29 protein-coding genes and 1 pseudogene are annotated in these 25,362 nt (G+C 61.2%); 19 read left to right on the top strand and 11 right to left on the bottom strand.

Annotated features, from left to right (window positions below):
• The first annotated feature begins 47 nt into the window (after positions 1 to 47).
• The 6 genes from iolE to ACSQ2W_RS06075 all read left to right on the top strand — a co-directional run bounded on the left by iolE (position 48) and on the right by ACSQ2W_RS06075 (position 5,012).
• Positions 48 to 950 (top strand): myo-inosose-2 dehydratase, encoded by a 903-nt coding sequence (gene iolE / locus ACSQ2W_RS06100; RefSeq protein ID WP_436085458.1) that lies wholly within the window; start codon positions 48 to 50, stop codon positions 948 to 950.
• Positions 951 to 1,095: 145 nt separating this feature from the next.
• Entirely contained in the window at positions 1,096 to 1,896 is an 801-nt protein-coding gene (gene iolB / locus ACSQ2W_RS06095) for a 5-deoxy-glucuronate isomerase (protein ID WP_436085457.1), read from the top strand.
• A 105-nt stretch (positions 1,897 to 2,001) separates the two neighbouring features.
• Positions 2,002 to 2,406 (top strand): GFA family protein, encoded by a 405-nt coding sequence (locus ACSQ2W_RS06090; RefSeq protein WP_436085456.1) that lies wholly within the window; start codon positions 2,002 to 2,004, stop codon positions 2,404 to 2,406.
• 252 nt (positions 2,407 to 2,658) lie between these two features.
• The gene (locus ACSQ2W_RS06085; RefSeq protein WP_436085455.1) at positions 2,659 to 3,333 is read left to right on the top strand and encodes an HAD family hydrolase; all 675 of its coding nucleotides are present in this window, start codon (positions 2,659 to 2,661) and stop codon (positions 3,331 to 3,333) included.
• Between the two features lie 189 nt (positions 3,334 to 3,522).
• Complete coding sequence (locus ACSQ2W_RS06080; protein ID WP_436085454.1) at positions 3,523 to 4,158, top strand: DUF1326 domain-containing protein; 636 nt, start codon at positions 3,523 to 3,525, stop codon at positions 4,156 to 4,158.
• Between the two features lie 11 nt (positions 4,159 to 4,169).
• On the top strand, positions 4,170 to 5,012 hold the full coding sequence (locus tag ACSQ2W_RS06075; protein ID WP_436085453.1) for a DUF2182 domain-containing protein: 843 nt from the start codon (positions 4,170 to 4,172) through the stop codon (positions 5,010 to 5,012).
• A gap of 25 nt (positions 5,013 to 5,037) precedes the next feature.
• Here the strand turns inward: ACSQ2W_RS06075 and ACSQ2W_RS06070 are convergent, their stop codons facing one another.
• Positions 5,038 to 6,621 (bottom strand): peptide chain release factor 3, encoded by a 1,584-nt coding sequence (locus ACSQ2W_RS06070; RefSeq protein WP_436085452.1) that lies wholly within the window; start codon positions 6,619 to 6,621, stop codon positions 5,038 to 5,040.
• Positions 6,622 to 6,713: 92 nt separating this feature from the next.
• Here ACSQ2W_RS06070 and dut point away from each other — a divergent pair, with 92 nt between their 5' ends.
• On the top strand, positions 6,714 to 7,184 hold the full coding sequence (dut, locus tag ACSQ2W_RS06065; RefSeq protein ID WP_436085451.1) for a dUTP diphosphatase: 471 nt from the start codon (positions 6,714 to 6,716) through the stop codon (positions 7,182 to 7,184).
• Positions 7,185 to 7,355: pseudogene (locus ACSQ2W_RS06060) on the top strand (GNAT family N-acetyltransferase); the annotation flags it as partial. It abuts the gene before it with no gap.
• Positions 7,356 to 7,484: 129 nt separating this feature from the next.
• Here the strand turns inward: ACSQ2W_RS06060 and ACSQ2W_RS06055 are convergent.
• The gene (locus ACSQ2W_RS06055; protein WP_436085450.1) at positions 7,485 to 7,931 is read right to left on the bottom strand and encodes an Lrp/AsnC family transcriptional regulator; all 447 of its coding nucleotides are present in this window, start codon (positions 7,929 to 7,931) and stop codon (positions 7,485 to 7,487) included.
• 131 nt (positions 7,932 to 8,062) lie between these two features.
• Between ACSQ2W_RS06055 and ACSQ2W_RS06050 the strand changes: the two genes are divergently transcribed.
• Both ACSQ2W_RS06050 and ACSQ2W_RS06045 read left to right on the top strand, forming a co-directional pair.
• On the top strand, positions 8,063 to 8,983 hold the full coding sequence (locus ACSQ2W_RS06050) for a DMT family transporter (protein WP_436085449.1): 921 nt from the start codon (positions 8,063 to 8,065) through the stop codon (positions 8,981 to 8,983).
• Positions 8,980 to 9,285, top strand: coding sequence for an NIPSNAP family protein (locus ACSQ2W_RS06045; RefSeq protein ID WP_436085448.1), 306 nt, complete (start codon positions 8,980 to 8,982; stop codon positions 9,283 to 9,285). The genes ACSQ2W_RS06050 and ACSQ2W_RS06045 overlap by 4 nt, the downstream gene beginning before the upstream one ends.
• Positions 9,286 to 9,303: 18 nt before the next feature.
• On the opposite strand, the gene ACSQ2W_RS06040 is transcribed toward ACSQ2W_RS06045, so the two are convergent.
• Both ACSQ2W_RS06040 and ACSQ2W_RS06035 read right to left on the bottom strand, forming a co-directional pair.
• Positions 9,304 to 9,861, bottom strand: coding sequence for a cysteine hydrolase family protein (locus ACSQ2W_RS06040; protein WP_436085447.1), 558 nt, complete (start codon positions 9,859 to 9,861; stop codon positions 9,304 to 9,306).
• A gap of 38 nt (positions 9,862 to 9,899) precedes the next feature.
• Positions 9,900 to 10,532 carry a LysE family translocator gene (locus ACSQ2W_RS06035; RefSeq protein WP_436085446.1) on the bottom strand — a complete coding sequence of 211 codons (633 nt, stop codon included), beginning with the start codon at positions 10,530 to 10,532 and terminating at the stop codon, positions 9,900 to 9,902.
• Between the two features lie 153 nt (positions 10,533 to 10,685).
• Between ACSQ2W_RS06035 and ACSQ2W_RS06030 the strand changes: the two genes are divergently transcribed.
• Positions 10,686 to 11,303: a LysE family translocator gene (locus tag ACSQ2W_RS06030; RefSeq protein WP_436085445.1), complete on the top strand. Its 618-nt coding sequence runs from the start codon at positions 10,686 to 10,688 to the stop codon at positions 11,301 to 11,303.
• Positions 11,304 to 11,436: 133 nt separating this feature from the next.
• On the top strand, positions 11,437 to 12,405 hold the full coding sequence (cysK, locus tag ACSQ2W_RS06025) for a cysteine synthase A (protein WP_436085444.1): 969 nt from the start codon (positions 11,437 to 11,439) through the stop codon (positions 12,403 to 12,405).
• Between the two features lie 72 nt (positions 12,406 to 12,477).
• Here cysK and ACSQ2W_RS06020 read toward each other — a convergent pair whose 3' ends face one another.
• From ACSQ2W_RS06020 to ACSQ2W_RS06010, 3 genes are all read right to left on the bottom strand, one after another.
• Positions 12,478 to 14,010, bottom strand: a complete 1,533-nt coding sequence (locus ACSQ2W_RS06020; RefSeq protein WP_436085443.1) for a YifB family Mg chelatase-like AAA ATPase — start codon at positions 14,008 to 14,010, stop codon at positions 12,478 to 12,480.
• Between the two features lie 244 nt (positions 14,011 to 14,254).
• The gene (gene gshB, locus ACSQ2W_RS06015; RefSeq protein WP_436085442.1) at positions 14,255 to 15,202 is read right to left on the bottom strand and encodes a glutathione synthase; all 948 of its coding nucleotides are present in this window, start codon (positions 15,200 to 15,202) and stop codon (positions 14,255 to 14,257) included.
• Positions 15,203 to 15,943: 741 nt separating this feature from the next.
• Positions 15,944 to 16,432 (bottom strand): RidA family protein, encoded by a 489-nt coding sequence (locus tag ACSQ2W_RS06010; protein WP_436085441.1) that lies wholly within the window; start codon positions 16,430 to 16,432, stop codon positions 15,944 to 15,946.
• 196 nt (positions 16,433 to 16,628) lie between these two features.
• Here ACSQ2W_RS06010 and ACSQ2W_RS06005 point away from each other — a divergent pair, with 196 nt between their 5' ends.
• A complete protein-coding gene (locus tag ACSQ2W_RS06005) occupies positions 16,629 to 17,324 on the top strand; it encodes a TetR/AcrR family transcriptional regulator (protein WP_436085440.1) in 696 nt (231 codons plus the stop codon).
• 143 nt (positions 17,325 to 17,467) lie between these two features.
• Here ACSQ2W_RS06005 and ACSQ2W_RS06000 read toward each other — a convergent pair whose 3' ends face one another.
• Both ACSQ2W_RS06000 and rsmI read right to left on the bottom strand, forming a co-directional pair.
• Positions 17,468 to 17,836 (bottom strand): YraN family protein, encoded by a 369-nt coding sequence (locus ACSQ2W_RS06000; RefSeq protein WP_436085439.1) that lies wholly within the window; start codon positions 17,834 to 17,836, stop codon positions 17,468 to 17,470.
• Positions 17,826 to 18,755 carry a 16S rRNA (cytidine(1402)-2'-O)-methyltransferase gene (rsmI, locus tag ACSQ2W_RS05995; RefSeq protein ID WP_436085438.1) on the bottom strand — a complete coding sequence of 310 codons (930 nt, stop codon included), beginning with the start codon at positions 18,753 to 18,755 and terminating at the stop codon, positions 17,826 to 17,828. Before rsmI ends, ACSQ2W_RS06000 begins: the two co-directional genes overlap by 11 nt.
• A gap of 258 nt (positions 18,756 to 19,013) precedes the next feature.
• Between rsmI and dnaN the strand changes: the two genes are divergently transcribed.
• The 6 genes from dnaN to ACSQ2W_RS05965 all read left to right on the top strand — a co-directional run bounded on the left by dnaN (position 19,014) and on the right by ACSQ2W_RS05965 (position 23,928).
• A complete protein-coding gene (gene dnaN, locus ACSQ2W_RS05990) occupies positions 19,014 to 20,132 on the top strand; it encodes a DNA polymerase III subunit beta (protein ID WP_436085437.1) in 1,119 nt (372 codons plus the stop codon).
• A 274-nt stretch (positions 20,133 to 20,406) separates the two neighbouring features.
• A complete protein-coding gene (gene pmtA / locus ACSQ2W_RS05985; RefSeq protein WP_436082879.1) occupies positions 20,407 to 21,003 on the top strand; it encodes a phospholipid N-methyltransferase PmtA in 597 nt (198 codons plus the stop codon).
• Positions 21,004 to 21,012: 9 nt separating this feature from the next.
• The gene (locus ACSQ2W_RS05980; RefSeq protein ID WP_436085436.1) at positions 21,013 to 21,603 is read left to right on the top strand and encodes a histidine phosphatase family protein; all 591 of its coding nucleotides are present in this window, start codon (positions 21,013 to 21,015) and stop codon (positions 21,601 to 21,603) included.
• A complete protein-coding gene (pyrF, locus tag ACSQ2W_RS05975) occupies positions 21,600 to 22,304 on the top strand; it encodes an orotidine-5'-phosphate decarboxylase (RefSeq protein ID WP_436085435.1) in 705 nt (234 codons plus the stop codon). Before ACSQ2W_RS05980 ends, pyrF begins: the two co-directional genes overlap by 4 nt.
• Positions 22,305 to 22,539: 235 nt before the next feature.
• Positions 22,540 to 22,827: a DUF1330 domain-containing protein gene (locus ACSQ2W_RS05970; RefSeq protein ID WP_436085434.1), complete on the top strand. Its 288-nt coding sequence runs from the start codon at positions 22,540 to 22,542 to the stop codon at positions 22,825 to 22,827.
• A gap of 120 nt (positions 22,828 to 22,947) precedes the next feature.
• Positions 22,948 to 23,928, top strand: coding sequence for a complex I NDUFA9 subunit family protein (locus ACSQ2W_RS05965; RefSeq protein WP_436085433.1), 981 nt, complete (start codon positions 22,948 to 22,950; stop codon positions 23,926 to 23,928).
• A 91-nt stretch (positions 23,929 to 24,019) separates the two neighbouring features.
• Here ACSQ2W_RS05965 and ACSQ2W_RS05960 read toward each other — a convergent pair whose 3' ends face one another.
• Entirely contained in the window at positions 24,020 to 24,340 is a 321-nt protein-coding gene (locus ACSQ2W_RS05960) for a hypothetical protein (protein WP_436087837.1), read from the bottom strand.
• Between the two features lie 61 nt (positions 24,341 to 24,401).
• Positions 24,402 to 25,208 carry an undecaprenyl-diphosphate phosphatase gene (locus tag ACSQ2W_RS05955; RefSeq protein ID WP_436085432.1) on the bottom strand — a complete coding sequence of 269 codons (807 nt, stop codon included), beginning with the start codon at positions 25,206 to 25,208 and terminating at the stop codon, positions 24,402 to 24,404.
• Positions 25,209 to 25,362: the final 154 nt, after the last annotated feature.

The following is a 25,362-nucleotide window of genomic DNA, read 5'->3' as shown; positions in this document are numbered from 1 at the left end:
CGCGGGCTTTCGCACGGCTTAAAAACACTTGATCAGAGAAGAACATCATGATCCGCTACGGAACAAACCCCATCGCCTGGAGCAACGACGACGACCAGACGCTCGGGGCGCATCTCACCCTTGAGGACTGCCTCTCCGATTGCCAGACGATCGGCTTCGACGGCATCGAGAAGGGCCACAAGATGCCGACCGATCCCGCCGAGCTGAAGGCCAAGCTCGCCTCCTACGATTTGGTTTTCGTCTCCGGCTGGCATTCGACCAACCTCTTGACGCATGATGTCGAGGCGGAAAAGAAAGCCATTCAGCCGCATCTTGACTTGTTGAAATACAATGGCTGCAAGGTCTGCATCGTCTGCGAAACCTCCAATGCCATCCATGGCGACGACACGAAATCGGTCGTCAAGGACAAGCCGGTTCTGCCGGCTGACCAGTGGAAGAAATTCGGCGCCGACATCGAGGCGATCGCGCAGTATTGCGCCGATCAGGGCGTCGATCTCGTCTACCACCACCATATGGGCACGATCGTCCAGACCGGAGAAGAAATTGATCTTCTGATGCAGAACACCGGCCCGGCGACCAAACTGCTGCTCGACACCGGCCACGCCTGGTTCGGCGGTTCCGATCCCGTCGAGGTTGCGAAGAAGTACATGCACCGCGTCCGCCATATCCATGCCAAGAATGTGCGGACCGAAATCCGCAAGCAAGTGGAGCGTGAAAGCCTGTCCTTCCTCGAAGGTGTGCGCCGCGGCGTCTTCACCGTTCCCGGCGACAGCGAGGGCGGCGTCGATTTCGTACCGGTGCTGAAAGTTGCCGCGGAACATGGCTATGATGGCTGGCTGGTGATCGAGGCGGAGCAGGATTCTGCCGTGCGCAACCCGTTGGAATACCAGTCGCTGGGTCTGAAGTCGCTGAAGGCGTATGCGAAGGAGGCTGGACTGGATCGGGGCTGATGCACTTTACCTCCCCTTGAGGGGGAGGTCGCAGCGAAGCTGCGGGTGGGGTGATCCTTTGGGTGTCTCAGTAGATCACCCCACCCCGGACTGCGGTCCGACCCTCCCCCTCAAGGGGAGGGTGGAAATCAACAGGAGCCACACCATGCCAAACCTTCTCGTCAAACCAAAAGGCACCTCCGGCCTCGTTCACGACATTACGCCCGAATCTGCCGGGTGGACCTATGTCGGTTTCAGGCTGAACCGGCTGAAGGCTGGTGAAAACGCGGCTGGCGAAAGCGCTGATCGGGAAACCTGCCTCGTGTTCGTCTCCGGCAAGGCGAGGATATCCGTCGACGGCGAGGATGTCGGTGAACTTGGCGAGCGGATGACGCCGTTCGAAGGACAGCCTTATGCGGTCTATGTGCCGAAGGGCAGCCGCTGGGAGGCGACGGCGACGACAGCTCTTGATCTGGCGGTGTGCTCGGCGCCTGGCGGCGAAAGCTATAAGACGCAGGTGATCCGTCCAGGCACACACCCTCAGATGACGCGCGGCAAGGCGACGAACACGCGTTATGTCACCAACATCATGCCGGAGGACGACAATTCGGCCCATTCGCTGCTGGTTGTCGAGGTCATCACGCCCGGCGGTCACACCTCGTCCTATCCGCCGCACAAGCATGACGAGGACAATCTGCCGTCCGAAAGTTTGCTGGAGGAGACCTACTATCATCGCCTGAACCCGAGCCAAGGCTTTGCCATGCAGCGCGTCTATACCGACGATCGCTCGCTGGATGAAACGATGGCCGTCGAGGATGGCGACGTAACGCTGGTGCCGAAGGGCTATCATCCGGTCGCCGCCATCCACGGCTACGACCTCTATTATCTCAACGTCATGGCCGGTCCGTCGCGCGTCTGGAAATTCAACAACGCCAAGGAGCATGCATGGCTGTTCACCGGCGTCTGATGCGCCCCGTCCGGATTTGCGATGAAACAAGGAGAAAGAGCATTTCCGTCACTCGAAGAGGAAGCGGCAATGCTCTAGGTTCCTCCCCAACCGGGAGGAACGGACATGCATATCGACGGGAATTGCCATTGCGGTGCGCTCAGCTTTGAGGCCGAGATCGACCCCAACGAGGTCAGCATCTGCCATTGCACGGATTGCCAGCACCTGACGGGCTCGGTTTATCGCGTCACGGTCTCCGTGCCGAAAGAGAATTTTCGGATCACGGCCGGCGAGCCGAAGACCTACGTCAAAATTGCCGAAAACGGCCGGACGCGCTTTCAGATGTTCTGCGGCAGTTGCGGTTCGCCGGTCTATACGACGGGCACGGACGAGGATGCAGAGGAGATCGGCATCCGCTGGGGCAATATCCGCCAGCGGCGCGAACTTGCACCCAGGCGCCAGATCTGGTGTTCTTCGGCGGCAAACTGGTTCGGCGAGCGTGATGCCCTGCCGGGCCGCGAGCGGGATTGAGGCGTGCCAGGCGATGAAGACCAGCCAGTTCCGGATGCGCCGATGTGCGATCGAAGGTGTCGCCGTCGCGGTTCCTCCGCGCCTTCCGGCCGCAATCGTGCTCCACGAGCACGCGTTCGGCTGCTGCGTAGTGACGCGAAGGAAAATGACGAGACCGATATCGGTTTGATCTGCGGCGGGAATCCCCGTATCGAACAGGGATGTCATCGCTCGCATGAGGCGGGCAGCCAGATCACATAAGGAGTCCGCCCGTTGTCTTCCGCGTCATCGCCGGTGTTCGGCAAGAAATATTCCGCCTTCCTCTTCGACATGGACGGAACGCTGCTGAGTTCCATCGAAGCGGCGGAGCGCGTATGGGGCAGATGGGCGGAAAGCCACGGCCTCGATGTCGCGACCTTCCTGCCGACCATGCATGGCAAACGCGGCGTCGACACGATCCGGCAGCTTGGGTTGCCCGGTGTCGATCCGGAGGCGGAAGCAGCCATCATCTGCCAGGGCGAGATCGAGGATGTCGAGGGCGTCAAGCCGCTTCCCGGCGCGATCGAATTCCTGAAGAGCCTGCCGCCAGAGCGCTGGGCGATCGTCACCTCCTCGCCGCGCGAACTTGCCAAGGTGCGCATCGCCGCCGCCGGCCTGCCGGAGCCGCGCTTCATCGTCATCGCCGAAGATGTCTCGCGTGGCAAGCCGAGCCCGGAATGCTACCTGCTCGGTGCAAAACGCGTCGGCTTCGATGCCAGGGACTGCCTGGTCTTCGAGGATGTCGCAGCCGGCGTCATTGCGGGCGAATCGGCCGGGGCAGATGTGATGGTCATCACCGCCACGCATACGCATCCGTTCGAGACCTCGCATCCGAAAATCCCCGGTTATATCGGCATCGAGGTTTCGGTCGATGAAAGCGGCGATCTCATGCTCACGGACCGCCGGTAGGGCGGGCGTAGTACCAGATTTTTCCGAGCGCGGAGGCGGACGCTCCGCCTTCTCAGCCGCAATAACCGTACGGCTCGCAGTGCCCTGGGAAGACTCCAAGTTCACTGGACAACCCGGAGACGCAGGTATTTAATTAGCGATCTGCGAAATTCCCATAACAGACGCATTCCCCGCCCAATGGAGGATGAAATGACCAGCGTCAAATGGAAGCTTCAGGGACGTGAATTCTTGCACTGCAACTGCGCCTATGGTTGCCCCTGCCAATTCAATGCACTTCCCACCCAAGGCAAATGCCACGCGATCAACGTCATCGAGATCGAGGACGGTTTTCACGATGAGACGCGGCTCGACGGGTTACGCATCGCCCTAATCTGGTCATGGCCGGGAGCCATTCACGAAGGCCACGGCCAATGCGTTCCGATCGTCGACGAACGCGCTTCTCCGCAGCAGCGCGATGCCCTGCTGCGGATCATGAGCGGGCTCGACACGGAGCCTGGGGCCACCGTCTTCGCGGTTTTCGCCACGACATATGATACCGTCCATGACCCCGTTTTCACGCGGATCGATTTTGACTTGGACATCGACGGGCGTACCGCCAAAGTCAACATTCCCGGCTGGATCGAAGCGCGCGGCGAGCCGATCCGCAATCCCGTCAGCGGCGAGGAACACCGGGCCCGCATCAATCTGCCGAACGGCTTCGAATACGACACGTGCGAAGCCGGACGCGGGTGGGCGGAAACGAAAGGGCCGATTGCGCTGTCCACCAAGGATTCGCACGCCCATTTCAGCCGCCTGCACATGACCGAGAGCGGCGTCGTCCACTAGGGCCCACTGCGATGCCTGGAGCCACGTTCGATGCCCTGCTCAGGCGGGACCGGATTATCATACTCGCCAGCCTGGCCGCCATGACCCTTCTTGCCTGGGCCTATCTGCTTTCGCTTGGCGACATGATGGCGGCGGGTGAAAAGCCGATGGAAGCCATGGATGGCATGCCCGGGAGGGACATGTCAGGAATGCCCGGCATGGCCGAGGCAATGCTCACGCCGCGCGCGTGGCGCCTGGGCGAGGTGTTCCTCGTTTTTGCCATGTGGTCCGTGATGATGGTCGGCATGATGCTTCCGTCGGCCGCGCCGATGATACTGCTCTATGCGCGTGTCGGCCGGCATGCCGCAAGCCAGGGAACGCCCCTCGCGGCCACCGGCGTCTTCGGCAGCGGCTATGTCGCAGCCTGGTTCCTGTTTTCGCTCGTGGCAACCTTGGGGCAGTGGCTGCTGGAACACGCTTTGTTGCTGACGCCGATGATGGAGAGCGCGAGCGGCCTGTTCAGCGGCATGCTGCTGCTTTTCGCCGGCTTCTATCAGTGGACGCCGCTGAAGCATGCCTGCCTCAGCAAATGCCGTGCCCCCGTCGCCTTCATCCAGAGCGAGGGTGGTTTTCGCCGCGAGCCTTGGGGTGCCTTCAAGATGGGGCTGCGCCACGGGCTTTATTGCGTCGGCTGCTGCTGGCCGCTGATGGCGCTTTTGTTCGTCGGCGGGGTGATGAACATCCTTTGGATCGCCGGGCTTGCGATCCTCGTTCTGGCCGAAAAAGTCATGCCCGGCGGGCAACGGCTCGGCCAAGCCGCCGGCGCCGTCCTCGTCGCAGCGGGTTTATGGCTCATTGGCCGCGGCCTCTTCTAAGGATGGCGGCGTGCTGGTCCGGTGATCATGCCGCCTTGGCGACGTGATATTCCTTGATGGCGACCATCTTGATCGCCGGATAGCGTTCCGACTCATAACGCAGCGAGAAGGAATCCTGCGCCAGGAAGACCGGGTCGCCGTCGAGATCGCGGGCGATGTCGCCGCGCCGAGCCGTTACGAACTTTTCGAGGTCCGCTGGTTGATCGGCCGAAATCCAGCGGCAGACCGAGAAACGGGCTACGTCGAAGGAGACCGGCAGGCCGTATTCCGACTGCAGGCGCTCCTTCAGCACGTCGAGTTGCAGCGCGCCGACGACGCCGACGATCGCTGGAGAACCATCCTCCGGCGAAAATAGCTGCACCACGCCTTCCTCTGCCATCTGCTGCAGGGCTTCCTTCAGCTTCTTGGCCTTCATCGCATCTTCAAGCCGGACGCGGCGCAGGATTTCCGGCGAAAAGTTAGGCACGCCCTGGAAGACGAGCTGTTCGCCTTCGGTCAGCGTGTCGCCGATGCGCAAGGTGCCGTGGTTCGGAATGCCGACCACATCGCCTGCATAGGCCGTGTCGGCAAGCTGACGCTGCGAGGCGAAGAAGAACTGGGGAGCTGTCAGGCCCAGCTGCTTGCCGGTGCGCGACAGGCGCGCCTTCATGCCGCGCTCCAGCTTGCCGGAGCAGATGCGGGCAAAGGCGATGCGGTCGCGGTGGTTCGGGTCCATGTTCGCCTGGATCTTGAAGACGAAGGCGGTCATCTTGTCATCGGTTGCCTGGACCGTCCGGATGTCGGCCACCTGATCGCGTGGCGGTGGGGCGAAGTCGCCGAGCGCATTGATGAGGTCGCGCACGCCAAAGTTCCTCAGTGCCGAGCCGAAGAAGACCGGAGTCAGGTGGCCTTCAAGGAAAGCCTTTTTATTGAAAGGCTTGCAGGCCTCGATCGCCAGTGACGTTTCGTCGATAAAGGCATCGCGCTCGTTTTCCGGCAGCCGATGGGCGGCCATTTCCGGCCCGTTGATCTTGGTGAGGATTTCCTGCGTATCGGAGCCGCGCACGGTGTTGTCGGCGAGATGATAGGAGCCGCAGAAGGTCTTCGAACGGCCGATCGGCCAGGTCACCGGGGCGCAGTCGAGCGCCAGCTTTTCCTCGACCTCGTCCAGAATCTCGAACGGGTCGCGGCTTTCGCGGTCCATCTTGTTGATGAAGGTGATGATCGGGATATCGCGCATGCGGCAGACTTCGAAAAGCTTGAGCGTCCGCGGCTCGATACCCTTTGCGGCATCGATGACCATCACGGCGGCGTCGACGGCCGTCAGCGTGCGATAGGTGTCGTCAGCGAAGTCCTCGTGGCCGGGCGTATCGAGGATGTTGAAGACATTGCCGCCATATTCGAAGGTCATCACCGAGGTGACGACCGAGATGCCGCGCTCGCGTTCGATCTTCATCCAGTCGGACCGCGTCTGGATGCGGTCCTTCTTGGCTTTGACCTCGCCGGCAAGCTGGATCGCGCCGCCGAACAGCAGCAGCTTTTCGGTGAGCGTAGTCTTGCCCGCATCCGGGTGCGCGATAATAGCAAAGGTGCGGCGGCGAGAAACCGCCTCGGCGAGACTTTCGGCCATATGTCTAGATTCCTGTGAGTTGCGGGCTATCTACCGACTTCGGCCCGACTTTGCAATTGACCCGCCGCCGCTGGCGGCAAACTAATGCAGCCATGACCTTACACGCGCACACCCGTCCGACCTTGAACCTTGTTCGTCTGCCGCATGCGGCAGGTCTCGATCTGCCCGCCTATGAGACATCAGGCGCCGCCGGTATGGACCTGCGTGCCGCTGTCGCCGCTGATCAGCCGCTGGTGTTATCGCCGGGCAAGCGGGTGCTGGTGCCGACGGGCTTCATCTTCGAAGTCCCGGCCGGATACGAGGCGCAAGTCCGCCCGCGCTCCGGCCTTGCCTTCAAGCACGGTATCACCTGCCTCAATACCCCCGGCACGATCGACAGCGATTATCGCGGCGAGGTGAAGGTGCTTCTGGTCAATCTCGGCGACGAGGATTTCCTCATCGAGCGCGGCATGCGCATCGCCCAGATGGTGATCGCCCCGGTGACGCAGGTTTTCGTCCGCGAGGCGTCGGATGCCGGCGAAACCGCGCGGGGGGCCGGCGGGTTCGGTTCGACGGGCGTCTAGGTGCCTGTCGCATCCGCTGTCCATGGACTGGCGTTCCGGCAGGACTATTTTGGAGATCCCGCCGCCTGGGCGGCGCTCGTGGCGCTGCTGCACGATACCTTCGGCATCGATGTCAGCATTCAGGATCGGTTCGGGGGACCTGATCCGACCAGCATGCCGTTCGCCTATTTTCCCGACCGGCTTGATTGGCAAGGGACGCCGGAACCATTTCCTTCCTCTACCAGCCTGATGGTCAGAGGCGATGCTGCGGATCGTCTGCGGCAGCCCGTCATGCTTTCGCCGATGGCCGAATTCTGACGCTCATTTCTCGCTATGGAGCGGCGGCAGCCGGCGTTTCACTGGCGTCGACTTGACGATCGAGGTATTTGTCTGGGCGCGTTCGGCAACGCGGTCGAGGATGGCGTCGAGTTGCTCCATGTCCCGCACCAAGAGCTTGGCGATGAAGCAGTCGTCGCCCGTCACCTTGTCGCATTCGACGAATTGCGGCGTTTCCTGGATCAGCTTCTCGACGATATGCAGCATGCCTGGCATCGGGCGCACGCGCACGACAGCCTGCAGGGCATAACCGAGTGCCGCCGGATTGACGCCGACGGTGAAGCCCGTGATCACACCGCGATCCTCCAGCCGCCGCAGCCGGTCCGCCGTGCTGGGCGAGGAGAGGCCTGCTTCCTGCGCCAGCTCCTTCAAAGAGATGCGCCCATTGGCCGACAGAATGTCGAGAAGGCGGCGGTCGAGATCATCAAGCATGGAGTCCTCCGTAGGCGAAATTCGATGTTTGCCTTTCATGATTAGGTATTCTCGCACATATTCCTTCCATAATCCATATATCGACGCCTTTCCTCTGATTATGCTTGCGACATGTTCAAAGGAGCGGTGTGATGGAAAAGGATATCAAGACCGGCAGCATCGAAATGACCGCTGCCATGCTGATCTCGGGCACGATCGGATGGTTCGTTCTGGCGTCCGGTCAGCCGGTGATCGACGTGGTGCTGTGGCGCTGCCTGTTCGGTGCGTTGACGCTCATCGCCATCTGCGCCTCCCTCGGCCATTTCCGCGCCGGCATTCTCACCTGGCGGGTGTTTGCGCTCGCTGTCCTCGGCGGGGTGGCGATCGTCGTCAACTGGCTTCTTCTGTTCGCCGCCTATTCCCGCGCCTCGATCTCGATTGCGACGATGGTCTACAATACCCAGCCCTTCATGCTGCTGGCCATTGGCGGGTTGTTTTTCAAGGAAAAGATCACGATGACGAAGCTCTTCTGGCTCGGCATCGCCTTTGCCGGCATGATCGCGATCGTCGAGGCAAAACCCGCGGGCGACTTCACCGGCGGTGATTATCTGATGGGGATCGCAATGGCTCTGGGCGCTGCGTTCTTCTACGCGCTGGCTGCGCTCGTCGCCAAGCGGCTGAAGGGAACGCCGCCGCATCTGATCGCGCTGATCCAGGTTATCACCGGCCTCTTGATGCTCGCGCCTTTCGCCGGCGCCTCCGGCTTGCCCACAGAGGCCTATCAGTGGGCGCTGCTGGTCGCCATGGGCGCCATTCACACCGGGCTGATGTATGTGTTGCTCTACGGCGCCATCCAGAAGCTGCCGACGCATCTCACCGGCGCGCTGTCGTTCATCTATCCGGTCGCAGCTCTTGTGGTGGACCGCCTCGCCTTCGGCCATCAGCTGCAGCCCGCGCAGCTCCTCGGCTCCGCGGCAATTCTGATCGCGGCCGCCGGCATGACATTCGGCTGGACATTACCTCGGCTTGCGAGGCATCAAGCAGGTGAAGCCGTCCAAAGGAGAAATGCGTGATCACCTGCACCCTGCGTTACACGATCGACCCGTACAAGCTCGCCGAGTTCGAGGAGTACGCAAAACTCTGGATCCCGCTGGTCAACCGGCTGGGCGGCACGCATCACGGCTATTTCATGCCGCATGAAGGGGCGAACAACATTGCACTCGCCCTCTTCAGCTTTCCGAGCCTTGCAGCCTACGAGGATTATCGCGAACGCATGGCAAAGGACGCCGAATGCCAGGCGGCCTTTGCCCTTGCCGAGAAGACCCGCTGCATCCTGAGCTACGAGCGCAGCTTCATGCGGCCGGTCTTCGAATAGCGGCTGCTTGGCTGATCGTCAGAAGGTGATCTCGTCCGACCGGCGCAATTCGATCGCATGACCGCCGGCATTGAAGCCGCGGAGCAGGGCGTTGTGGTGGGCGATGATCTGCGAGAAGGTCAGTTCGCCCATGTCGCCGGTCGAATGTCCATCGGACAGCAGCGTCACATCGTAGCCGAGCGATACCGCGCGTCGCGCGGTCGTATCGACGCAGAACTGCGTCTGACAGCCGCCGATGACCAGATGGGTAATGGATCGTTTTGCCAGGTGTTCCTGCAGGTCGGTCTGGAAGAAACTGTCGCAACTCGTCTTGTGAACGACCGTCTCGCCGAGAACCGGCGCAATCTCATGACGCAAGGCCCAGCCCTTGGACGAGCGCGCAAGCGGGTCTCCCGGGCCGCCGTCATGCTGCACGAGAATGACGGGGATATGGGCGGCGCGGGCGCGCGCCTGGATCGACTGCAGGCGGCCGACGGTCTCGTTCAGTGCTGCGTCAATAACCGGCTGACGTTCGGGAGTGCCTTCGCCTTCGAGAATGGCGTTCTGGACGTCGATGATAAGAAGCGCTGTTGTCATGGTATGCTCAAGCCTTGGTTGGGAAAAGGAAAACCGTCTCAGCGGCGGCTTTCCATCGCCATGCGAAATGCAAGCGCGCCGAGTACGCCGCCCATCAGCCAGCGCTGCATGGAAAGCCATGCCGGACGGCCGGCGAAGAACGTGGCGATGGAGCCAGCCGTCAACACGATCAGTGCATTGACGGAAAGGCTGGTGAGGATCTGGATCGTGCCAAGCACGACGGATTGTGAAAACACCCCGCCCAGGGCGGGATCGATGAACTGCGGCAACAGAGACAGGTAGAGAACGGCTATCTTGGGGTTCAGGAGGCTGGTCGCAAAGCCCATCAGGAAAAGACGCCGCGGACTGTCGGCCGGCAGGTCGCGCACCTCGAAGGCCGAGCGCCCGCCGGGACGCAGGGCCTGCCAGGCGAGATAGAAGAGATAGAGCGCGCCGGCAAACCGCAGGGCATCATAGGCATAGGGCACGGCCAAAAGCAGCGCGGTGATGCCGAACGCGGCCGAGAGCATATAGACCAGGAAACCAAGACCGACACCGGCGAGCGAGACCAATCCTGCGGCCGGTCCCTGACAGAGGGCGCGGGATATCAGATAGATCATGTTCGGCCCGGGCGTCAGGACCATGCCCAGCGCGATGAGGGCAAAGGCGGCAAGGCTTGCGGTTCCAGGCATGAACGGCCTCCAGTTTCCGGGCGGCGCAAGGCGAAATTTTCGTCGTGCTTCGGCAATGCCTTAGCCGGAACGGCGGCTTCGATCAATGCAGCCTATTTGCCTGAAGCGAGAAAAACAGCTAAACAGCGCGCTCGCAAATCTTCGGAGTTGATGATGAGCCTTGCCACTCTTCTCGCCTATTGCGGCGCGCTTTTTATTGCCGCCGCGATCCCTGGTCCAGGCATGACGGCGATCGTCGCGCGCGCGCTCGGCTCCGGTTTCCGCGAGACCTTCTTCATGGGGCTCGGGCTTGTTCTCGGCGACCTGATCTACCTGACGGCGGTCATTCTCGGTCTCGCCTTCGTCGCGCAGACCTTCACGACTGCCTTCATGGTCATCAAGGTCCTCGGGGCGCTCTATCTTGTCTATATCGCCTATAAACTCTGGACCGCCGGGCTGCTGCCGCAGGAGATCCAGGCGAAGAGAAGCGCGAACATGGGCCTGTCCTTCCTGTCCGGATTGCTGGTGACGCTAGGCAACCCGAAGACCATGCTGTTTTACGTTGCACTGGTGCCGACGCTGATCGATTTGCGCGCGATCGGCCTCGATGAATATGCCATTCTCGTCGGCTCGACCTTCATCGTCCTGATGGCGGTTCTGATCCCCTATATCCTGCTGGCCTCTCGCGCCCGGCTGCTTCTAAAACAACCCCGTGCGCTGAAGTCGCTGAACCGGATCGCCGCCGGTATTCTCGGCTCCACCGCCGCCTATATCGCCACACGTGCCGCCTGAAATAATCATTCGGCAACCGGTGGTTCCACAACAGATTTTTCCAATCAGGATCAAGTGGTTGGACAATAGCACTCTGGCAAGCGGGCTGGTTTGATCCTATTGTCCCTCACAACTTGGAAAAAGGGAGAACACCATGTCAGATCAGCGCAAGCCCGGCCGCGGCCGCATCTATTCCTCGATCACCGAGACCATCGGCGATACGCCGATCGTTCGCCTCGACAAGCTGGCGAAGGAAAACGGGGTGAAGGCCAATCTTCTGGCGAAGCTGGAGTTCTTCAACCCGATCGCCTCGGTCAAGGATCGTATCGGCGTCGCGATGATTGAATCGCTGGAAGCACAGGGCAAGATCACGCCCGGCAAGACAACGCTGGTCGAGCCGACGTCGGGCAATACCGGTATCGCGCTCGCCTTTGCCGCCGCGGCCAAGGGATACAAACTGATCCTCACCATGCCGGAAACCATGTCGGTCGAACGCCGCAAGATGCTGGCGCTGCTCGGTGCCGAACTGGTGCTGACGGAAGGCCCGAAGGGCATGAAGGGCGCGATCGCCAAGGCGGAGGAACTGGCAGCGACCTTGCCGGATGCGATCATCCCGCAGCAGTTCGAAAATCCGGCGAACCCGGAAATCCACCGCAAGACGACGGCCGAGGAAATCTGGAACGACACCGACGGCAGCGTCGACATCCTCGTTTCCGGCATCGGCACCGGCGGTACGATCACCGGCGCTGGCCAGGTGCTCAAGGCCCGCAAACCGTCGATCCAGGTTATCGCCGTCGAGCCGGAGGAATCGCCCGTCCTTTCCGGTGGCGCTCCCGGCCCGCACAAGATCCAGGGGATCGGCGCCGGCTTCGCACCTGCCATCCTCGATACGAAAATCTACGACGAGGTCGTCACCGTCAACAGCGCCAAGGCCGTGGAAACGGCACGGCAGGTCGCAAAGCTCGAAGGCGTGCCGGTCGGCATCTCCTCCGGTGCTGCACTGGCAGCTGCGATCAAGATCGGCCAGCGCCCGGAAAATGAAGGCAAGAACATCGTCGTCATCATCCCGTCCTTCGCCGAGCGCTACCTGTCGACGGTCCTGTTCGAACACCTCGTCGGCTGATCGTCCACAATCTTCCGCGTTGAAAGCCAAGCCACCCTCATGCCCGCCTGAGGGTGGTTTTCCAGACGTTGCTCATGCCGCGGCCGTCAACCGTTCCCCGGCAATTCGGTAGGAGATCGCCTCGGCCAGGTGGATGCGCCCGACCGTCAGCTTTTCGTCGAGGTCGGCGAGCGTGCGGGCGACTTTCAGGACGCGGTGGTAGCCGCGCGCCGAAAATTTCATCTTGTCGGCAGCGTCGCGCAGCAGTTGCAGGCCGCCGGCATCCGGCTCGGCCATCTTCTCGATCATGGATGTCGAGCAGCGCGCGTTCGAGAGGATTTTCGGCATGCCGAAGGCGATGAAGCGATCCGCCTGGATCTCGCGGGCGCGGGCGACGCGTCTTGCGACGACGGCGCTCGGCTCCGCCGGTGCCGGGCGGATGAGGTCGGCGGCGGAGACGGAGGGGACATCGATGCGGATATCGATCCGGTCCATCAGCGGACCGGAAATGCGCCCCTGATAGTCGGCGACGCAACGGGGCCCGCGGGCGCATGTATGCCCCGGTTCGCCCGCCATGCCGCAGCGGCAGGGGTTCATCGCGGCGACCAGCTGGATCGCGGCCGGATAGGTGACGCGGTGATTGGCGCGAGCGATGATGCATTCGGCCGTTTCGAGTGGCTGGCGCAGCGCATCGAGAACCTGCGGGGTAAACTCCGGAAACTCGTCGAGGAACAGCACGCCGTTGTGCGCCAGCGAGGCCTCGCCCGGCTTGGCGCGCATGCCACCACCGATCATCGCGGCCATCGTCGCCGAATGATGCGGCGTCCGGAAGGGTCGCCGGTCCGACAGCTTGCCGCCCGGAAGTTGCCCGGCGATCGAATGGATCATCGAAACTTCCAGCAGTTCGGCGGGCGAGAGTGGCGGCAAGATGGAGGGCAGGCGGGCGGCAAGCATCGATTTGCCGGAACCCGGCGGCCCGACCATCAGGAGATTGTGGTTTCCAGCCGCTGCCACCTCCAGCGCCCGCTTGGCGCTTTCCTGGCCCTTGATATCGGCGAGATCCGGCATGTTGGCAGCACTTGCGCGCACCGCCGGCTCCGGGCGGGAGAGAACCTGGGTTCCACGAAAATGGTTGGCGAGCGCGATCAGGCTGCGCGGAGCGAGAATATCGATCTCGGCACCCGCCCAGGCCGCCTCTGCGCCGCTGTCGGACGGGCAGATCAGCCCCTTGCCGAGGCCATTGGCGCCAATCGCGGCGGGCAGCGCGCCGGCGACGGCAGCGATCGTCCCGTCGAGATTGAGTTCACCGATAACGACGTAACCGCCAAGCGCATCCGCGGGAATGGCGCCAAGCGCGGCCATCAGGCCAAGCGCGATGGGAAGATCGAAATGGCTGCCTTCCTTTGGCAGGTCGGCCGGCGCGAGGTTGACGGTGACTTTCTTGGCGGGCAGCGACAGTCCAGAGGCATGCAGTGCCGCTTGGACGCGCTCCCGGCTTTCGGCCACTGCCTTGTCGGGAAGTCCGACAATCTGCATACCGACCTTGCCTGGCGCCACCATCACCTGGACGTCGACAGGCAGGCCTTCTATGCCCTGGAATGCAACCGTACTGACACGCGCGACCATGATTGCCCCTTCTGCCGCGAGGCAGGCGCAACCCCTGCCACCACAACCTCTACCGGTTGTGTCGTGAAATCTTGCACGAATAGCGGAATAAAACAAGAACAATTATCGAACATGTTCAATGGCGATAATCGGCCAGGTTGAGGCAGGTTGCATTTCGCGAACGAAGCGGAACAACCGTGAACATCCGTGGGATGAGGCGGGCGCGCAACCGAGACATGCGAACGCCTCGGTTGGTTCTATTCTCTCAGGCGCGCTTGCGTTCGATCGCGTCCCAAAGAAGCGCGGCGATATCGGCGCCGCCGAACTTCTTCACTTCGCGGATGCCGGTGGGCGAGGTGACGTTGATCTCGGTCATGACGTCGCCGATGACATCTATGCCGACGAGCAGGAAACCACGCTCGCGCAGCGCGGGCCCGATGCGGGCGCAGATTTCCTTTTCCCGCTTGGTCAGTTCGCTCGGCTCGGGCTTGCCGCCGGCATGCATGTTGGAACGCGCGTCGTTTTCGGCCGGAACACGGTTGATCGCGCCTGCCGGTTCGCCGTCGACGAGGATGATGCGCTTGTCGCCCTTGCGCACGGCCGGAAGGTATTCCTGGGCGATGAACGGTTCGCGGAACATCTGGCCGAACATTTCCAACAGGGACGACAGGTTGCGGTCGTCGCGGGTCGAATGAAACACGCCGGCGCCGCCATTGCCGTAGAGTGGCTTCAGGATGATGTCGCCCATCTCGGCGCGGAAGCTGGCGATCTCGGCCGGATCGCGGGTGATCAGCGTCTTCGGCATCAGGTCGGGAAATTCGGTGACGAAGATCTTCTCCGGCGAGTTGCGCACCCAGGCCGGGTCATTGACGACGAGTGTCTTCGGATGGACGCGCTCGAGCAGATGCGTCGATGTGATATAGGCCATGTCGAAGGGCGGGTCCTGGCGCAAGAGCACCACATCCATGCTCGAGAGGTCGATGCGTTCGGCTTCGCCCAGCGTGTAGTGATCGCCCTTGACATCGCGCAGCATCATCGGCTGCACGGTGGCGAAGACCTTCCCGTCGCGCAGCGACAACTGGTTCGGCGTATAGTGGAACAGCTTGTAGCCGCGCGCCTGCGCTTCGAGGCTCATGGCGAAGGTGCTGTCGCCCGCGATATTGATGCCCGAAACGTGATCCATCTGGATCGCGACATTGACGATTCTTGCCATGAGTCATTTCCTGTTGATCGTGGGCGTCGTTGAGAGGCCTGTCTATATCAAATCGGCTCTGCGGAAACCTACAGATTTCTGTGAGGGCTTGCATTTAGATACGATGAAGCCTTCACGCGGCGCGTTGCGCCCGTGGCGTGGTGCCTCCCGCTCGTTTGGGGAGGCATGAACTCGGCCGGGACACATCGTGTGCCTGGTTGAGTAGATAAAAGTGACACGCGACGTGCCCCGTCTCGGTGGTTTTTGCCTGCAACTGCGGTTTCTCTGCGCGGATGACGGCACCCTTTTCCAGGGTGGGGCTGGCGGGCCTTATTGGTCTTGCTTGCCCGCCGCCCTCACGAAAGACCGGCCTTTCGGCCGACCAGTCGCCGGTCCATTCATGTGTGCCTCACAGGCACGCCCCGCTCTATTTCAAGCGAGAGGGAAACCATTTTCTGCAGGCCCCCGCGGCCACGCCTGCGTTTCAAACACAGACCGAAGGCACCGGCCCCGCCGGCAACGCTATCCGGTGTATCCGATGGCGGGACGAGATGGAGTAGGGCACGGGCGCAAAGGGCGGGGATTTGCGGGGATGAAATTTCCGGCATTTTGCAGAAAATGCCGTCAGCCGTTTCCAAGGCGGTAAAGCGGCAGCTTGCGCACGAGCGGACATTGCTTGCATGCTGGTCCGATGAGTTCCTCATATGTACCCATCGGTACGCGTTATCACAGTTGGCAATCGCGCCTGATCCGTCGCCGCCACTATTCCAAAATGACGACGGCCTCGACCTCGAAGAGCATGGGGTCAATTGCAAGCTTGGGGACGGGAATGAGAGTCTGCGCCGGCAGCGTCTCGCCGAACATTTCCTTGACGTTCCTGGTCAACACCTCAAGCTTGGACATATCGTGATCGACCACGAAGACCGTGAGCTTGGCGACCTGATCCGGCCTTGCACCGAGCGCATCGAGGGCGGTGCGCAAATTTGCATAGGCCTGCTTAACCTGGGCAGCGAAGTCGGGCGACAAGGCTCCCGTGCTGTCTTGGCCGCCCTGTCCGGAGATGTAGGCCACCCGGGCTTCGCGGGGCACAATCACCGCCGTGCTGTAGCCATTCGGCGTCGGGTCGTAGAGGTTTTTTGGATTGACGATGGTCAGCTTGAGATCCTTCTCATTCGCTGTCGTCGCAGTGGGAACTCCCATGGTCATGATGAATAGCCCTCCGATAAGCAGATGCTTGATGCCGCGTGACATGATTTTCTCTTGGCTCTGAGGACTGCGAGCAAAGTACCCTCGCGGCCTGCAGGATTGAACTTTAACTCATCGCCCATACGTGTACTCGTACGGCGTACGATCTAATTGCATCGTACGCCGTACGAGTCAACCGTTCAGGATCGACATTCGTCGCGTTGTCGGCTTAAATCGACGTTCTGATCAGCAAGGAAATCGGATGGCAGCCAAACGTAGCGGTGTTCAGAGCAAACGGTCTCAACGGATAGATGTGTCACGCCAGTCCGCGCAGGAGCCGCGCAGTGAACCGCCTCTCTCTCTGGAACGTATCGTGGCAACCGCGGTCGAACTGCTGGACGCCCAAGGGGTCGACGGATTGAAGATGCGTCGGCTGGCCGATCGCCTCGGCTCGGGCGCGATGAGCCTCTATTGGCATGTCGACAACAAAGAGGAGGTCTTTGATCTGGCCCTCGATTCGGTGCTCGAATATCGCGGACCGCCGCAAAGAGTTGAGCCTCAAGACTGGCGCGGGGAAGTCATTCATATGCTCGAAGACTGGCGCGCCAGCATGCTGCGCCATCCTTGGTCGGCATCGCTGTTACCGCGCCGGGCGCTCGGTCCGAACATCCTTGGCCGCCTGGAACTGCTGAGCAAGACCTTGTCGAGAGCCGGTGTCGCGGACGCAGGTTTGAACGTCGCGATATGGTCGCTCTGGAACTACGTGATAGGAGCTACCGTCACCCGGGCGAGCTTCGACCTCTCGGACGACGACAGGGCCGCCGCGCAGCAGCGCCTTACACGCCTCAGCGAACACTACCCGACAATCGAACGCTCTCGTCTGCTGTTGGATAACGATTGGGACGGCGCTTTCAGGAAAGGCCTCGCCTTCCTGCTTGATGGCCTCGCTCCGAGATAATGAACATTCGACATTGTCCCACATTTTTCTCCTGTGCTCATATTGGGGGAGCATTTCCACGCTGTTGAGGAACCGGCTACCGGCCTTTCATGACGCGCGGATAGCGTTTTTGTTTCGATTCGATCATCGCGATGCGCAGTCCTTCAAAAGGCATCGGGAAGATGGACCGGCCAACGCCAGGGCATGACGGAAATGATGTCGTAACGGATTGAAAGATGCGCAAAATCAGGCTGTTTTGCCAGCCATAGATCGCTTGCGGCACGGATGCGCTGTTGTGCAAAATTGGAAACCGCAAAAACGGAATCGTCGAGCGACCGGCGGGCCTTGACTTCGATGCAGGCGATCAGATTGCCCTTGCGTGCGATGATGTCGATCTCGCCCAGTTTGGTGCGATAGCGGAAGGCGACGATGCGGTAGCCTTTCAAGAGCAGCGACAGGGCCGCGCGGTACTCGGCGAGCGAGCCGCGCCGGAGCGCTTTCAGGCGCTTCCTGTCGGGTGCCTCACGCGTCATTCCGGTCTTTGAGCTCCAGCAGCCTGTCGTAGAGATCCTTGCGGTTGAGGCCGGTCTGCCTGGCTGCCTCCGTCGCCGCCTTGCCGGTCGACATATCCTTGACCAGTTCCAAGAGAATGGCATCGACATCGTCGGCTTCCGGTGCCGCAGGTGCATCCGGCGGACCGATGACAAGCACGATCTCGCCTTTGACAGTGGCACCCTCGTCGTAAAAGGCCTTCAATTCGGCCAGAGTGCCGCGGCGGAACTCCTCGAAGGTCTTGGTCAGTTCGCGGCAGACGGAAGCCCGGCGCCCGGCCCCGAGAACGTCATGGGCGGCAACGATTGTGGCGGCGATCCGGTGCGGGGATTCGAAGAAGATCAGCGTGGCGGGAACAGTTGCAAGCTCTGCAAGCCTGTCGCGGCGCGCCTTGTCCTTGGAGGGCAGGAAACCCGCGAAAAGGAAGGCATCATTGGGAAGGCCGGAGCCGACCAATGCGGCAAGCGGGGCGGAGGCGCCCGGGATCGGAACGACGCGGTGGCCGGCCGCAATGGCGATCTGGCCGAGCCGATAACCGGGATCGGAGACCAGCGGCGTGCCGGCATCGGAGACGAGAGCGACGGATCTACCCTCGTCAAGCGCGGCGAGCAGTTTCGGCCCGACCTCGTTGGCATTGTGCTCGTGATAGGCATAGGGCCGGTTGACGATGCCATAGCGATCGAGCAGCACGCGGGTGACGCGCGTGTCCTCGCAGGCAAGCACATCGGCGCCCGCCAGCGTTTCGAGCGCACGAAGGGTAATGTCGGAGAGATTGCCGATCGGAGTTGCGACCAGATAGAGCGCCGGTTCCAGCGGGCGGGCCGGAACGGTGATCGTGTGCAGCCGGTAGCTTTTGTGCTTCTCGCCTGCCTGTGTTTCGCCCGATGCCTGCTTTTCCAAAACGGTGTACCCTTATACCACTATTCGCCATTACCCCGGCGCCTGACCTTTATGGGTGAGCGGTCGCCCTTCGGCAAGAGTGGCGGATTCAGGCCGAAGCAAACATTACTGGGGCTCTGCCGCCGTTACCCCTTGCTTTTGACGGCTTCTTTCTGCCATTTTGCCTGTCCACATCTTTCCCGTCCGAAAGCGGGCATTTCAAAAGTTCAAGCCGGGAGGCGCGGCCCGCCCGGCGATGGTTGAAAGCGGTAGCATCCCATGCGCATTACTCTCGAGCGGTCCAATCTTCTGAAGTCGCTGAACCACGTTCACCGCGTGGTCGAGCGGCGCAACACCATTCCGATCCTCTCGAACGTGCTCTTGCGCTCTGATGGTGCGAGCCTCGAAATGAAGGCGACCGACCTCGATCTGGAAATCACCGAAGCGACACCGGCACAGGTCGAGCAGGCGGGGGCGACGACGGTTCCGGCACATCTGCTCTATGACATCGTGCGCAAGCTGCCGGACGGTTCCGAAGTTCTGCTGGCGACCAATGCCGAAGGCACGGCGATGACGGTCACCTCCGGCCGCTCGAAATTCTCGCTGCAGTGCCTGCCGCAGTCCGATTTCCCGGATCTCACCGCCGGAACGTTCACACATAGCTTCCGCATCAAGGCCACCGACCTGAAGATGCTGATCGATCGCACCCAATTTGCGATCTCGACGGAAGAAACCCGCTACTATCTCAACGGCATCTATATCCATACGATCGAAAGCAAGGGCCAGCTCAAGCTGCGCGCCGTGGCCACCGACGGCCACCGTCTCGCCCGCGCCGATCTTGAAGCGCCGGCCGGTTCCGAAGGCATGCCGGGCATCATCATCCCGCGCAAAACGGTCAGCGAACTGCAGAAGCTGGTCGATAATCCGGATGTGGTTGTCACGGTCGAAGTTTCGGATGCCAAGATCCGGCTCACCATCGGCTCGATCATCATGACCTCGAAGCTGATCGACGGCACCTTCCCGGACTACCAGCGCGTCATTCCGGCCAACAACGACAAGGAGCTGAAGATCGATTGCCAGACCTTCGCCCAGGCCGTCGACCGTGTGTCCACGATCTCCTCGGAGCGCGGCCGCGCTGTCAAACTCGCCCTTTCCGACGGGCAATTGACGCTGACCGTCAACAACCCGGATTCGGGAAGTGCAACAGAAGAACTCGCGGTCGGCTATGATAGCGATCCGCTGGAAATCGGCTTCAACGCCAAATACCTGCTCGATATCACCGCGCAGCTTTCCGGCACTGACGCCGTGTTCATGCTCGCCGATCCCGGCTCGCCGACGCTGGTCCGCGACATGGCAGGCGACGACGCGCTCTACGTTCTGATGCCGATGCGGGTTTAGTCTTCAAGAGCCATTTCAAGGCTGAAGCGACGGCCGGAGATCGTTCCGGCCGCTTTTCCTTTCGGTCTGCAGGCACGGTGGCTCGCCAGGCAACTGCGAGCCGAAGCGAAGCGACAGCGGGCAACTGAGCTGTTGGCATGTCGATTTAATGACGCGAAACGACTTGTTTTTGTCGCAGTCAGCGACACATAATCATGTCGTACTTGAAGACGCTGCGCTGCGACGACATGAAGTACTGTTCAGGGCGCGGGCAATATAGTGGTGGGAGATGCGCATGAATTTTCGTCTGAAAGAGCGTCTTGGCAAGAAATTCGACGAGGAGATTCGTTTCTTCAAGGGATGGCGCAGCAATATGAAGGCAGTCGGCTCGATTGTGCCGACATCTGGAATAACCGCCCGGCGAATGGCAAGCGTCGTCAATCCCCATTCGGGCCTCCCCGTTCTCGAGCTTGGCCCCGGCACCGGTGTCATCACCAAGGCGATCTTGCAGAAGGGCGTGCAGCCTCAAAATTTGGTCTCGGTCGAATTCTCCACCGATTTCTTTCAACATCTCGTCAAGGCCTATCCCGGCGTTGATTTCATCAATGGCGATGCCTTCGATCTCGAAAAGACTTTGGGCGCGCATAAGGACCAGACGTTCGACAGCGTCATTTCGGCCGTGCCGCTTCTGAATTTCCCAATGCATATGAGGGTGTCGCTGATCGAGGACCTGTTATCGCGGATTCCTGTCGGCCGGCCCGTCGTCCAGATTTCCTACGGTCCGCTGTCGCCGGTCGTCGCCATGCCGGATCGTTATCAGATTTCCCACTATGACTTTGTCGTGCGCAACATCCCGCCTGCACAATTGTGGGTCTATCGCAAGACGCATTGAAGCCGATTAATGTTCGGCATCTACGTCACGCATCCGCAGGTACGCATTAATTCGGATGTGCCGGTTCCGCGCTGGGGATTGTCCGAGCTTGGCGCGGCTCGATCGGAGATGGCCGCGCAATGCGGTTGGGCAAGGCAGCTCACGCGCATTCTGTCGAGCGACGAGACCAAGGCGCTGGAAACGGCGGCGATCCTTGCAAGGCCGGCCGGCATCGACATCGAGGTGCTGGACCATGCCGGCGAAAACGACCGGTCTGCCACCGGCTTTCTGCTGCCCGACGAATTCGAAAAGGCGGCAGACTGGTTTTTCGCCAATCCGGAGCAGAGCTTTTACGGCTGGGAGCGTGCCGTCGACGCTCAAGCCCGTATTGTTTCCGCGATTTCGTCCGTGCTCGATGGGAACGATCCATCGAGGCCGATCGCCTTCGTGGGTCATGGCGGCGTGGGCACGCTATTGAAATGCCATCTCGCCGGCCTGCCGATCGCGCGCAGCCATGATCAGCCGGGCGGCGGCGGCAATCTCTTTGCGTTTGCCCTTGCCGACCGGTGCCTTGCATGCGATTGGAGGCCGTTTGAGCTCTGGCAAGGATGGCAACAATGACTGCAAGCGCACGCGACCGGCTGATCGTCGGCCTTGATATCCCCACCATCGGCGAGGCCGAGGCGATCGTCAAAAAGCTTGGCGACGACGTGCTGTTCTACAAGATCGGCTATCAGCTGGCCTTTTCCGGCGGGCTCGAATTTGCCCGCGATCTTGCCAGCGACGGCAAGAAGGTCTTTCTCGATATGAAGCTGCTCGATATCGACAACACGGTCGCCAAGGGTGTCGAGAACATCGTCAAGATGGGGATGTCGATGCTGACGCTGCACGCTTATCCGAAAGCGATGAATGCGGCCGTCGAAGCTGCGCGCGGCTCCGACCTTTGCTTGCTTGGCGTCACGGTGCTGACCTCGATGGATGCGCAGGATGTCATTGACGCCGGCTACCAATTTGACCCGCGAGCCCTGGTACTTCGCCGCGCCGAACAGGCACGGGCGGCCGGAATGGGCGGCATCGTCTGCTCGGCCGAGGAAGCATCTGCGGTCCGCAAGATCGTCGGCCCCGACATGGCAATCGTCACCCCCGGTATCCGGCCCGCCGGCAGCGACAAGGGCGACCAGAAGCGGGTGATGACACCGGCCGATGCGCTTGCCGCCGGATCAAGCCATCTCGTCGTCGCCCGCCCCATCGTCAAGGCCGCCGATCCAAGGGCTGCGGCGCTCGCCATTCTTGATGAAATGCGTGGCGCGCCGGCCGCATAACCAGTCAATCCAGTATCAGCGTCATGGTAATGGCGGGAGCGCGATGTCTCCGCGCGGCAGATCCAAGTCTGATTGTGCTATCTGCCCGTCGGAAAATGGGGAGTGTTTCCGGGGCTGGCAGCGCGTCCGCCGGCGCCGCCTCGACGCGGTCGCGCACCGGCCTTGACCGGTCAAGTGAATTGGCGGAAGAAGCGGAAGCAATAGTGACGGGTTGAGATGAAAATAGGGAGCGGTCATGGTAAAGGGCTACTGGATTGCGCGCGTCGATGTCCGCGATGCCGAGCGCTACAAGGATTATGTCGCGGCCGCGAAACCGGCTTTTGAGAAATACGGCGCTAAATTTCTGGCCCGCGGCGGTGCTTTCCAGCGTCTGGAGGGGGATGTCCGGTCCCGTAACGTGGTGATCGAGTTCCCGTCGCTGCAGGCGGCGATCGATTGCTACAATTCGCCCGAATACCAGATCGCAGCTGCGATCCGCCATGAGGTCGCGAGTGCTGAAATGGTGGTCGTCGAAGGCGTCTGAGTGGCGTCCCATGCTGTGGCGGAAAGCGGCAGAAAAGCCTTGGCGATGAGCCTTCCCGTCGCCCGATGATTGGGCTATGTAGCTCACATACCCCATGCTGAAGATCAGGAGTGCCACGCCATGACCTTGTCCAACCTCCCCCCGCTCGTTACCGTTTTCGGCGGGTCGGGATTTGTCGGTCGTCATGTCGTGCGTGCGCTTGCGAAACGCGGCTTCCGCATCCGCGTTGCCGTCCGCCGTCCGGATCTCGCCGGCTTCCTGCAACCGCTCGGCAATGTCGGCCAGATTTCCCTGGTTCAGGCAAACCTGCGCTACCGTAATTCGGTCGACGCGGCGGTGCACGGCGCCGATCATGTCGTCAATTGCGTCGGCATCCTGTTTGAAAGCGGCCGCAACACCTTCGATTCGGTTCAGGATTTTGGTGCCCGCGCCGTGGCCGAAGCCGTGCGTGGTGTCGGTGCGACGTTGACCCATATCTCCGCCATCGGCGCCGATGCCAATAGCGAATCGCTTTATGCGAAATCGAAAGGCCGGGCGGAAAAGGCGATCCTGGAGACCGTTCCCGAAGCGGTCATCCTGCGGCCGTCGATCATTTTCGGTCCGGAAGACAGTTTCTTCAACAAGTTCGCCAAGATGGCGCGTCTCTCGCCGGTCCTGCCGCTGGTCGGCGGCGGCAACACGGCATTTCAGCCGGTCTACGTCGCCGATGTTGCCGAAGCAGTTGCCAGGACCATCGAGGGCAAGGTTACCAAGGGCAAGATCTATGAACTCGGCGGGCCGGAAGTTTTGACCTTCAAGAATTGTCTCGAGATCATGCTGAAGACCATCGGACGCAAGCGCACGCTGCTGCCGGTTCCCTTCGGCATTGCCTCGCTGATGGGGTCCATTGCCTCGCTGGTACCCTTCGTGGCGCCGCCGATCACGCCCGACCAGGTCATCCTGCTGAAGCGCGACAATGTCGTTTCCGATGGTGCGCAGGCCGAAGGCCGCGCGTTGCAGGCGTTCGGCATCGAGCCGACTTCGATCGAAGCGATCCTGCCATCCTACATGGTGCGTTATCGACCACAGGGGCAGTATACCCGGTCTGGCGGCGCCGCTTGAATAAATGCCGCCGGCGCCCCCGGCGGTTTCTTTTTGCCCGCCTCAAATCAAAGCGTTGCAGTTCTGCCGCACTTGAAAAAGCGATTGGTCTTTACCGTCGATTCAGCATCTGTTGATATTGATAACGGCTGGTCCAGCGCATAGACAACAGCCGCGCCGCGTCCTTCGTTTCAGGAAAGACCGGCGCCGTCATATCATCTTGAAAGGCATATTTTTCATGGGCAAGTCGATCGCAATTTTCTTTGCGTGCGCGGCACTTATCGTTCTGGCTGGATCCTTCGCTGCGCCGAAGACGGTCGCCGGCAATCACAGCTGCGCGCCGGCCTATGGCGTCGATCCCTGCACCACGGCTTCGATCGGCGAACTCGCCGAATAAGAATTTCCGCCTCATTTTGAGGCGGCGCAGTTTCATGGCGGGGGCCAGGGGACCGCATGCAGTCTCGCAAGAGATGCATGCGGTTTTTTATTGCCGTTCAGCCGACCAGCCAGAGACCGACGAGGCCAGCCGCGCCGATGACGATGCGCCAGATGGCGAACGGTGCAAAACCGCGACTGGAGACGAATTTCAAGAGCGAGCGCACGACGATCAGCGCCGCCAAGAACGCGGCAGAGAAGCCGACGACGATCAGCGACACGTCATCGAAGTTGAGCGCGCCACGGTTCTTGTAGAGATCGAGCGTGAAAGCGCCGAGCATGGTGGGCATCGCGAGGAAGAACGAGAACTCGGCGGCGGAACGCTTGTCGGTCCCCATCAGCAACGCGCCGGCGATGGTCGCACCCGAGCGGGATGTGCCGGGAACCATCGCCAGGCATTGGCAGAGCCCGATCTTCAGAGCGAGCGACGGCGGATAGTCCATGACGTCGTTATATCTCGGCTTCAGCGGCAAACGGTCGATCGCATAGAGGACGACACCACCGAAGATCAGCACGATGCAGATCAGTACCGGTGTTTCGAACAGCACGCTCTTGATGAAACCATGAGCCACGGCGCCGATCGCGGCAGCCGGCAGGAAGGCGAGAAGGATCGACAGGACGAATTGGCGTGCCTTGGCGCTCGAGGGCAGGTCGGCAGCGATCGACAGGAGACGCTGGAAATAAACGAGCAGGATCGCAAGGATCGCACCGAGCTGGATGAGTACGGCAAAGGTATTACCGGGCGACTTGAAGCCGAGGAAATGCCCGGCAAGCAGTACATGCGCGGTCGACGATACTGGAATGAATTCGGTCAGGCCTTCGATGAAGCCAAGAACCAGAGCGCTGATGATCGATTGATCGGCCATGAATTAAGTATCCCTGAAGCATTGGGGTTTAAGGTCTGGGACCATCGACGGGCATTGGCTGATTCGCTTGTGTTTGCGCCAGCAAGTTCCTATAGCTTTTCCAAACGCGCCGTGGCCAGACCAAACCGCCGCGACAAACCATCCCCCCAATCGA

Source organism: Pararhizobium sp. LjRoot255 (assembly GCF_964252905.1).
Lineage (GTDB): Bacteria > Pseudomonadota > Alphaproteobacteria > Rhizobiales > Rhizobiaceae > Pararhizobium.
This window is presented reverse-complemented; position numbering and strand designations above follow the sequence as displayed.

Excerpts from the sequence above, each read along its gene's own strand:
- ACSQ2W_RS05970 (WP_436085434.1), top strand. The coding sequence starts at position 22,540 with ATGGTAAAGGGCTACTGGATTGCGCGCGTCGATGTCCGCGATGCCGAG.
- ACSQ2W_RS06070 (WP_436085452.1), bottom strand. The coding sequence starts at position 6,621 with ATGGCCGAAAGTCTCGCCGAGGCGGTTTCTCGCCGCCGCACCTTTGCT.
- ACSQ2W_RS06010 (WP_436085441.1), bottom strand. The coding sequence starts at position 16,432 with ATGTCACGCGGCATCAAGCATCTGCTTATCGGAGGGCTATTCATCATG.
- ACSQ2W_RS06075 (WP_436085453.1), top strand. The coding sequence starts at position 4,170 with ATGCCTGGAGCCACGTTCGATGCCCTGCTCAGGCGGGACCGGATTATC.
- ACSQ2W_RS05965 (WP_436085433.1), top strand. The coding sequence starts at position 22,948 with ATGACCTTGTCCAACCTCCCCCCGCTCGTTACCGTTTTCGGCGGGTCG.
- ACSQ2W_RS06005 (WP_436085440.1), top strand. The coding sequence starts at position 16,629 with ATGGCAGCCAAACGTAGCGGTGTTCAGAGCAAACGGTCTCAACGGATA.
- pyrF (WP_436085435.1), top strand. The coding sequence starts at position 21,600 with ATGACTGCAAGCGCACGCGACCGGCTGATCGTCGGCCTTGATATCCCC.
- pmtA (WP_436082879.1), top strand. The coding sequence starts at position 20,407 with ATGAATTTTCGTCTGAAAGAGCGTCTTGGCAAGAAATTCGACGAGGAG.
- ACSQ2W_RS06000 (WP_436085439.1), bottom strand. The coding sequence starts at position 17,836 with ATGACGCGTGAGGCACCCGACAGGAAGCGCCTGAAAGCGCTCCGGCGC.
- ACSQ2W_RS06020 (WP_436085443.1), bottom strand. The coding sequence starts at position 14,010 with ATGGTCGCGCGTGTCAGTACGGTTGCATTCCAGGGCATAGAAGGCCTG.
- ACSQ2W_RS06090 (WP_436085456.1), top strand. The coding sequence starts at position 2,002 with ATGCATATCGACGGGAATTGCCATTGCGGTGCGCTCAGCTTTGAGGCC.
- ACSQ2W_RS06080 (WP_436085454.1), top strand. The coding sequence starts at position 3,523 with ATGACCAGCGTCAAATGGAAGCTTCAGGGACGTGAATTCTTGCACTGC.
- ACSQ2W_RS06050 (WP_436085449.1), top strand. The coding sequence starts at position 8,063 with ATGGAAAAGGATATCAAGACCGGCAGCATCGAAATGACCGCTGCCATG.
- iolE (WP_436085458.1), top strand. The coding sequence starts at position 48 with ATGATCCGCTACGGAACAAACCCCATCGCCTGGAGCAACGACGACGAC.
- ACSQ2W_RS06030 (WP_436085445.1), top strand. The coding sequence starts at position 10,686 with ATGAGCCTTGCCACTCTTCTCGCCTATTGCGGCGCGCTTTTTATTGCC.
- ACSQ2W_RS06040 (WP_436085447.1), bottom strand. The coding sequence starts at position 9,861 with ATGACAACAGCGCTTCTTATCATCGACGTCCAGAACGCCATTCTCGAA.
- dnaN (WP_436085437.1), top strand. The coding sequence starts at position 19,014 with ATGCGCATTACTCTCGAGCGGTCCAATCTTCTGAAGTCGCTGAACCAC.
- ACSQ2W_RS06035 (WP_436085446.1), bottom strand. The coding sequence starts at position 10,532 with ATGCCTGGAACCGCAAGCCTTGCCGCCTTTGCCCTCATCGCGCTGGGC.
- cysK (WP_436085444.1), top strand. The coding sequence starts at position 11,437 with ATGTCAGATCAGCGCAAGCCCGGCCGCGGCCGCATCTATTCCTCGATC.
- gshB (WP_436085442.1), bottom strand. The coding sequence starts at position 15,202 with ATGGCAAGAATCGTCAATGTCGCGATCCAGATGGATCACGTTTCGGGC.
- dut (WP_436085451.1), top strand. The coding sequence starts at position 6,714 with ATGACCTTACACGCGCACACCCGTCCGACCTTGAACCTTGTTCGTCTG.
- ACSQ2W_RS06055 (WP_436085450.1), bottom strand. The coding sequence starts at position 7,931 with ATGCTTGATGATCTCGACCGCCGCCTTCTCGACATTCTGTCGGCCAAT.
- ACSQ2W_RS05960 (WP_436087837.1), bottom strand. The coding sequence starts at position 24,340 with ATGAAACTGCGCCGCCTCAAAATGAGGCGGAAATTCTTATTCGGCGAG.
- iolB (WP_436085457.1), top strand. The coding sequence starts at position 1,096 with ATGCCAAACCTTCTCGTCAAACCAAAAGGCACCTCCGGCCTCGTTCAC.
- ACSQ2W_RS05955 (WP_436085432.1), bottom strand. The coding sequence starts at position 25,208 with ATGGCCGATCAATCGATCATCAGCGCTCTGGTTCTTGGCTTCATCGAA.
- ACSQ2W_RS05980 (WP_436085436.1), top strand. The coding sequence starts at position 21,013 with ATGTTCGGCATCTACGTCACGCATCCGCAGGTACGCATTAATTCGGAT.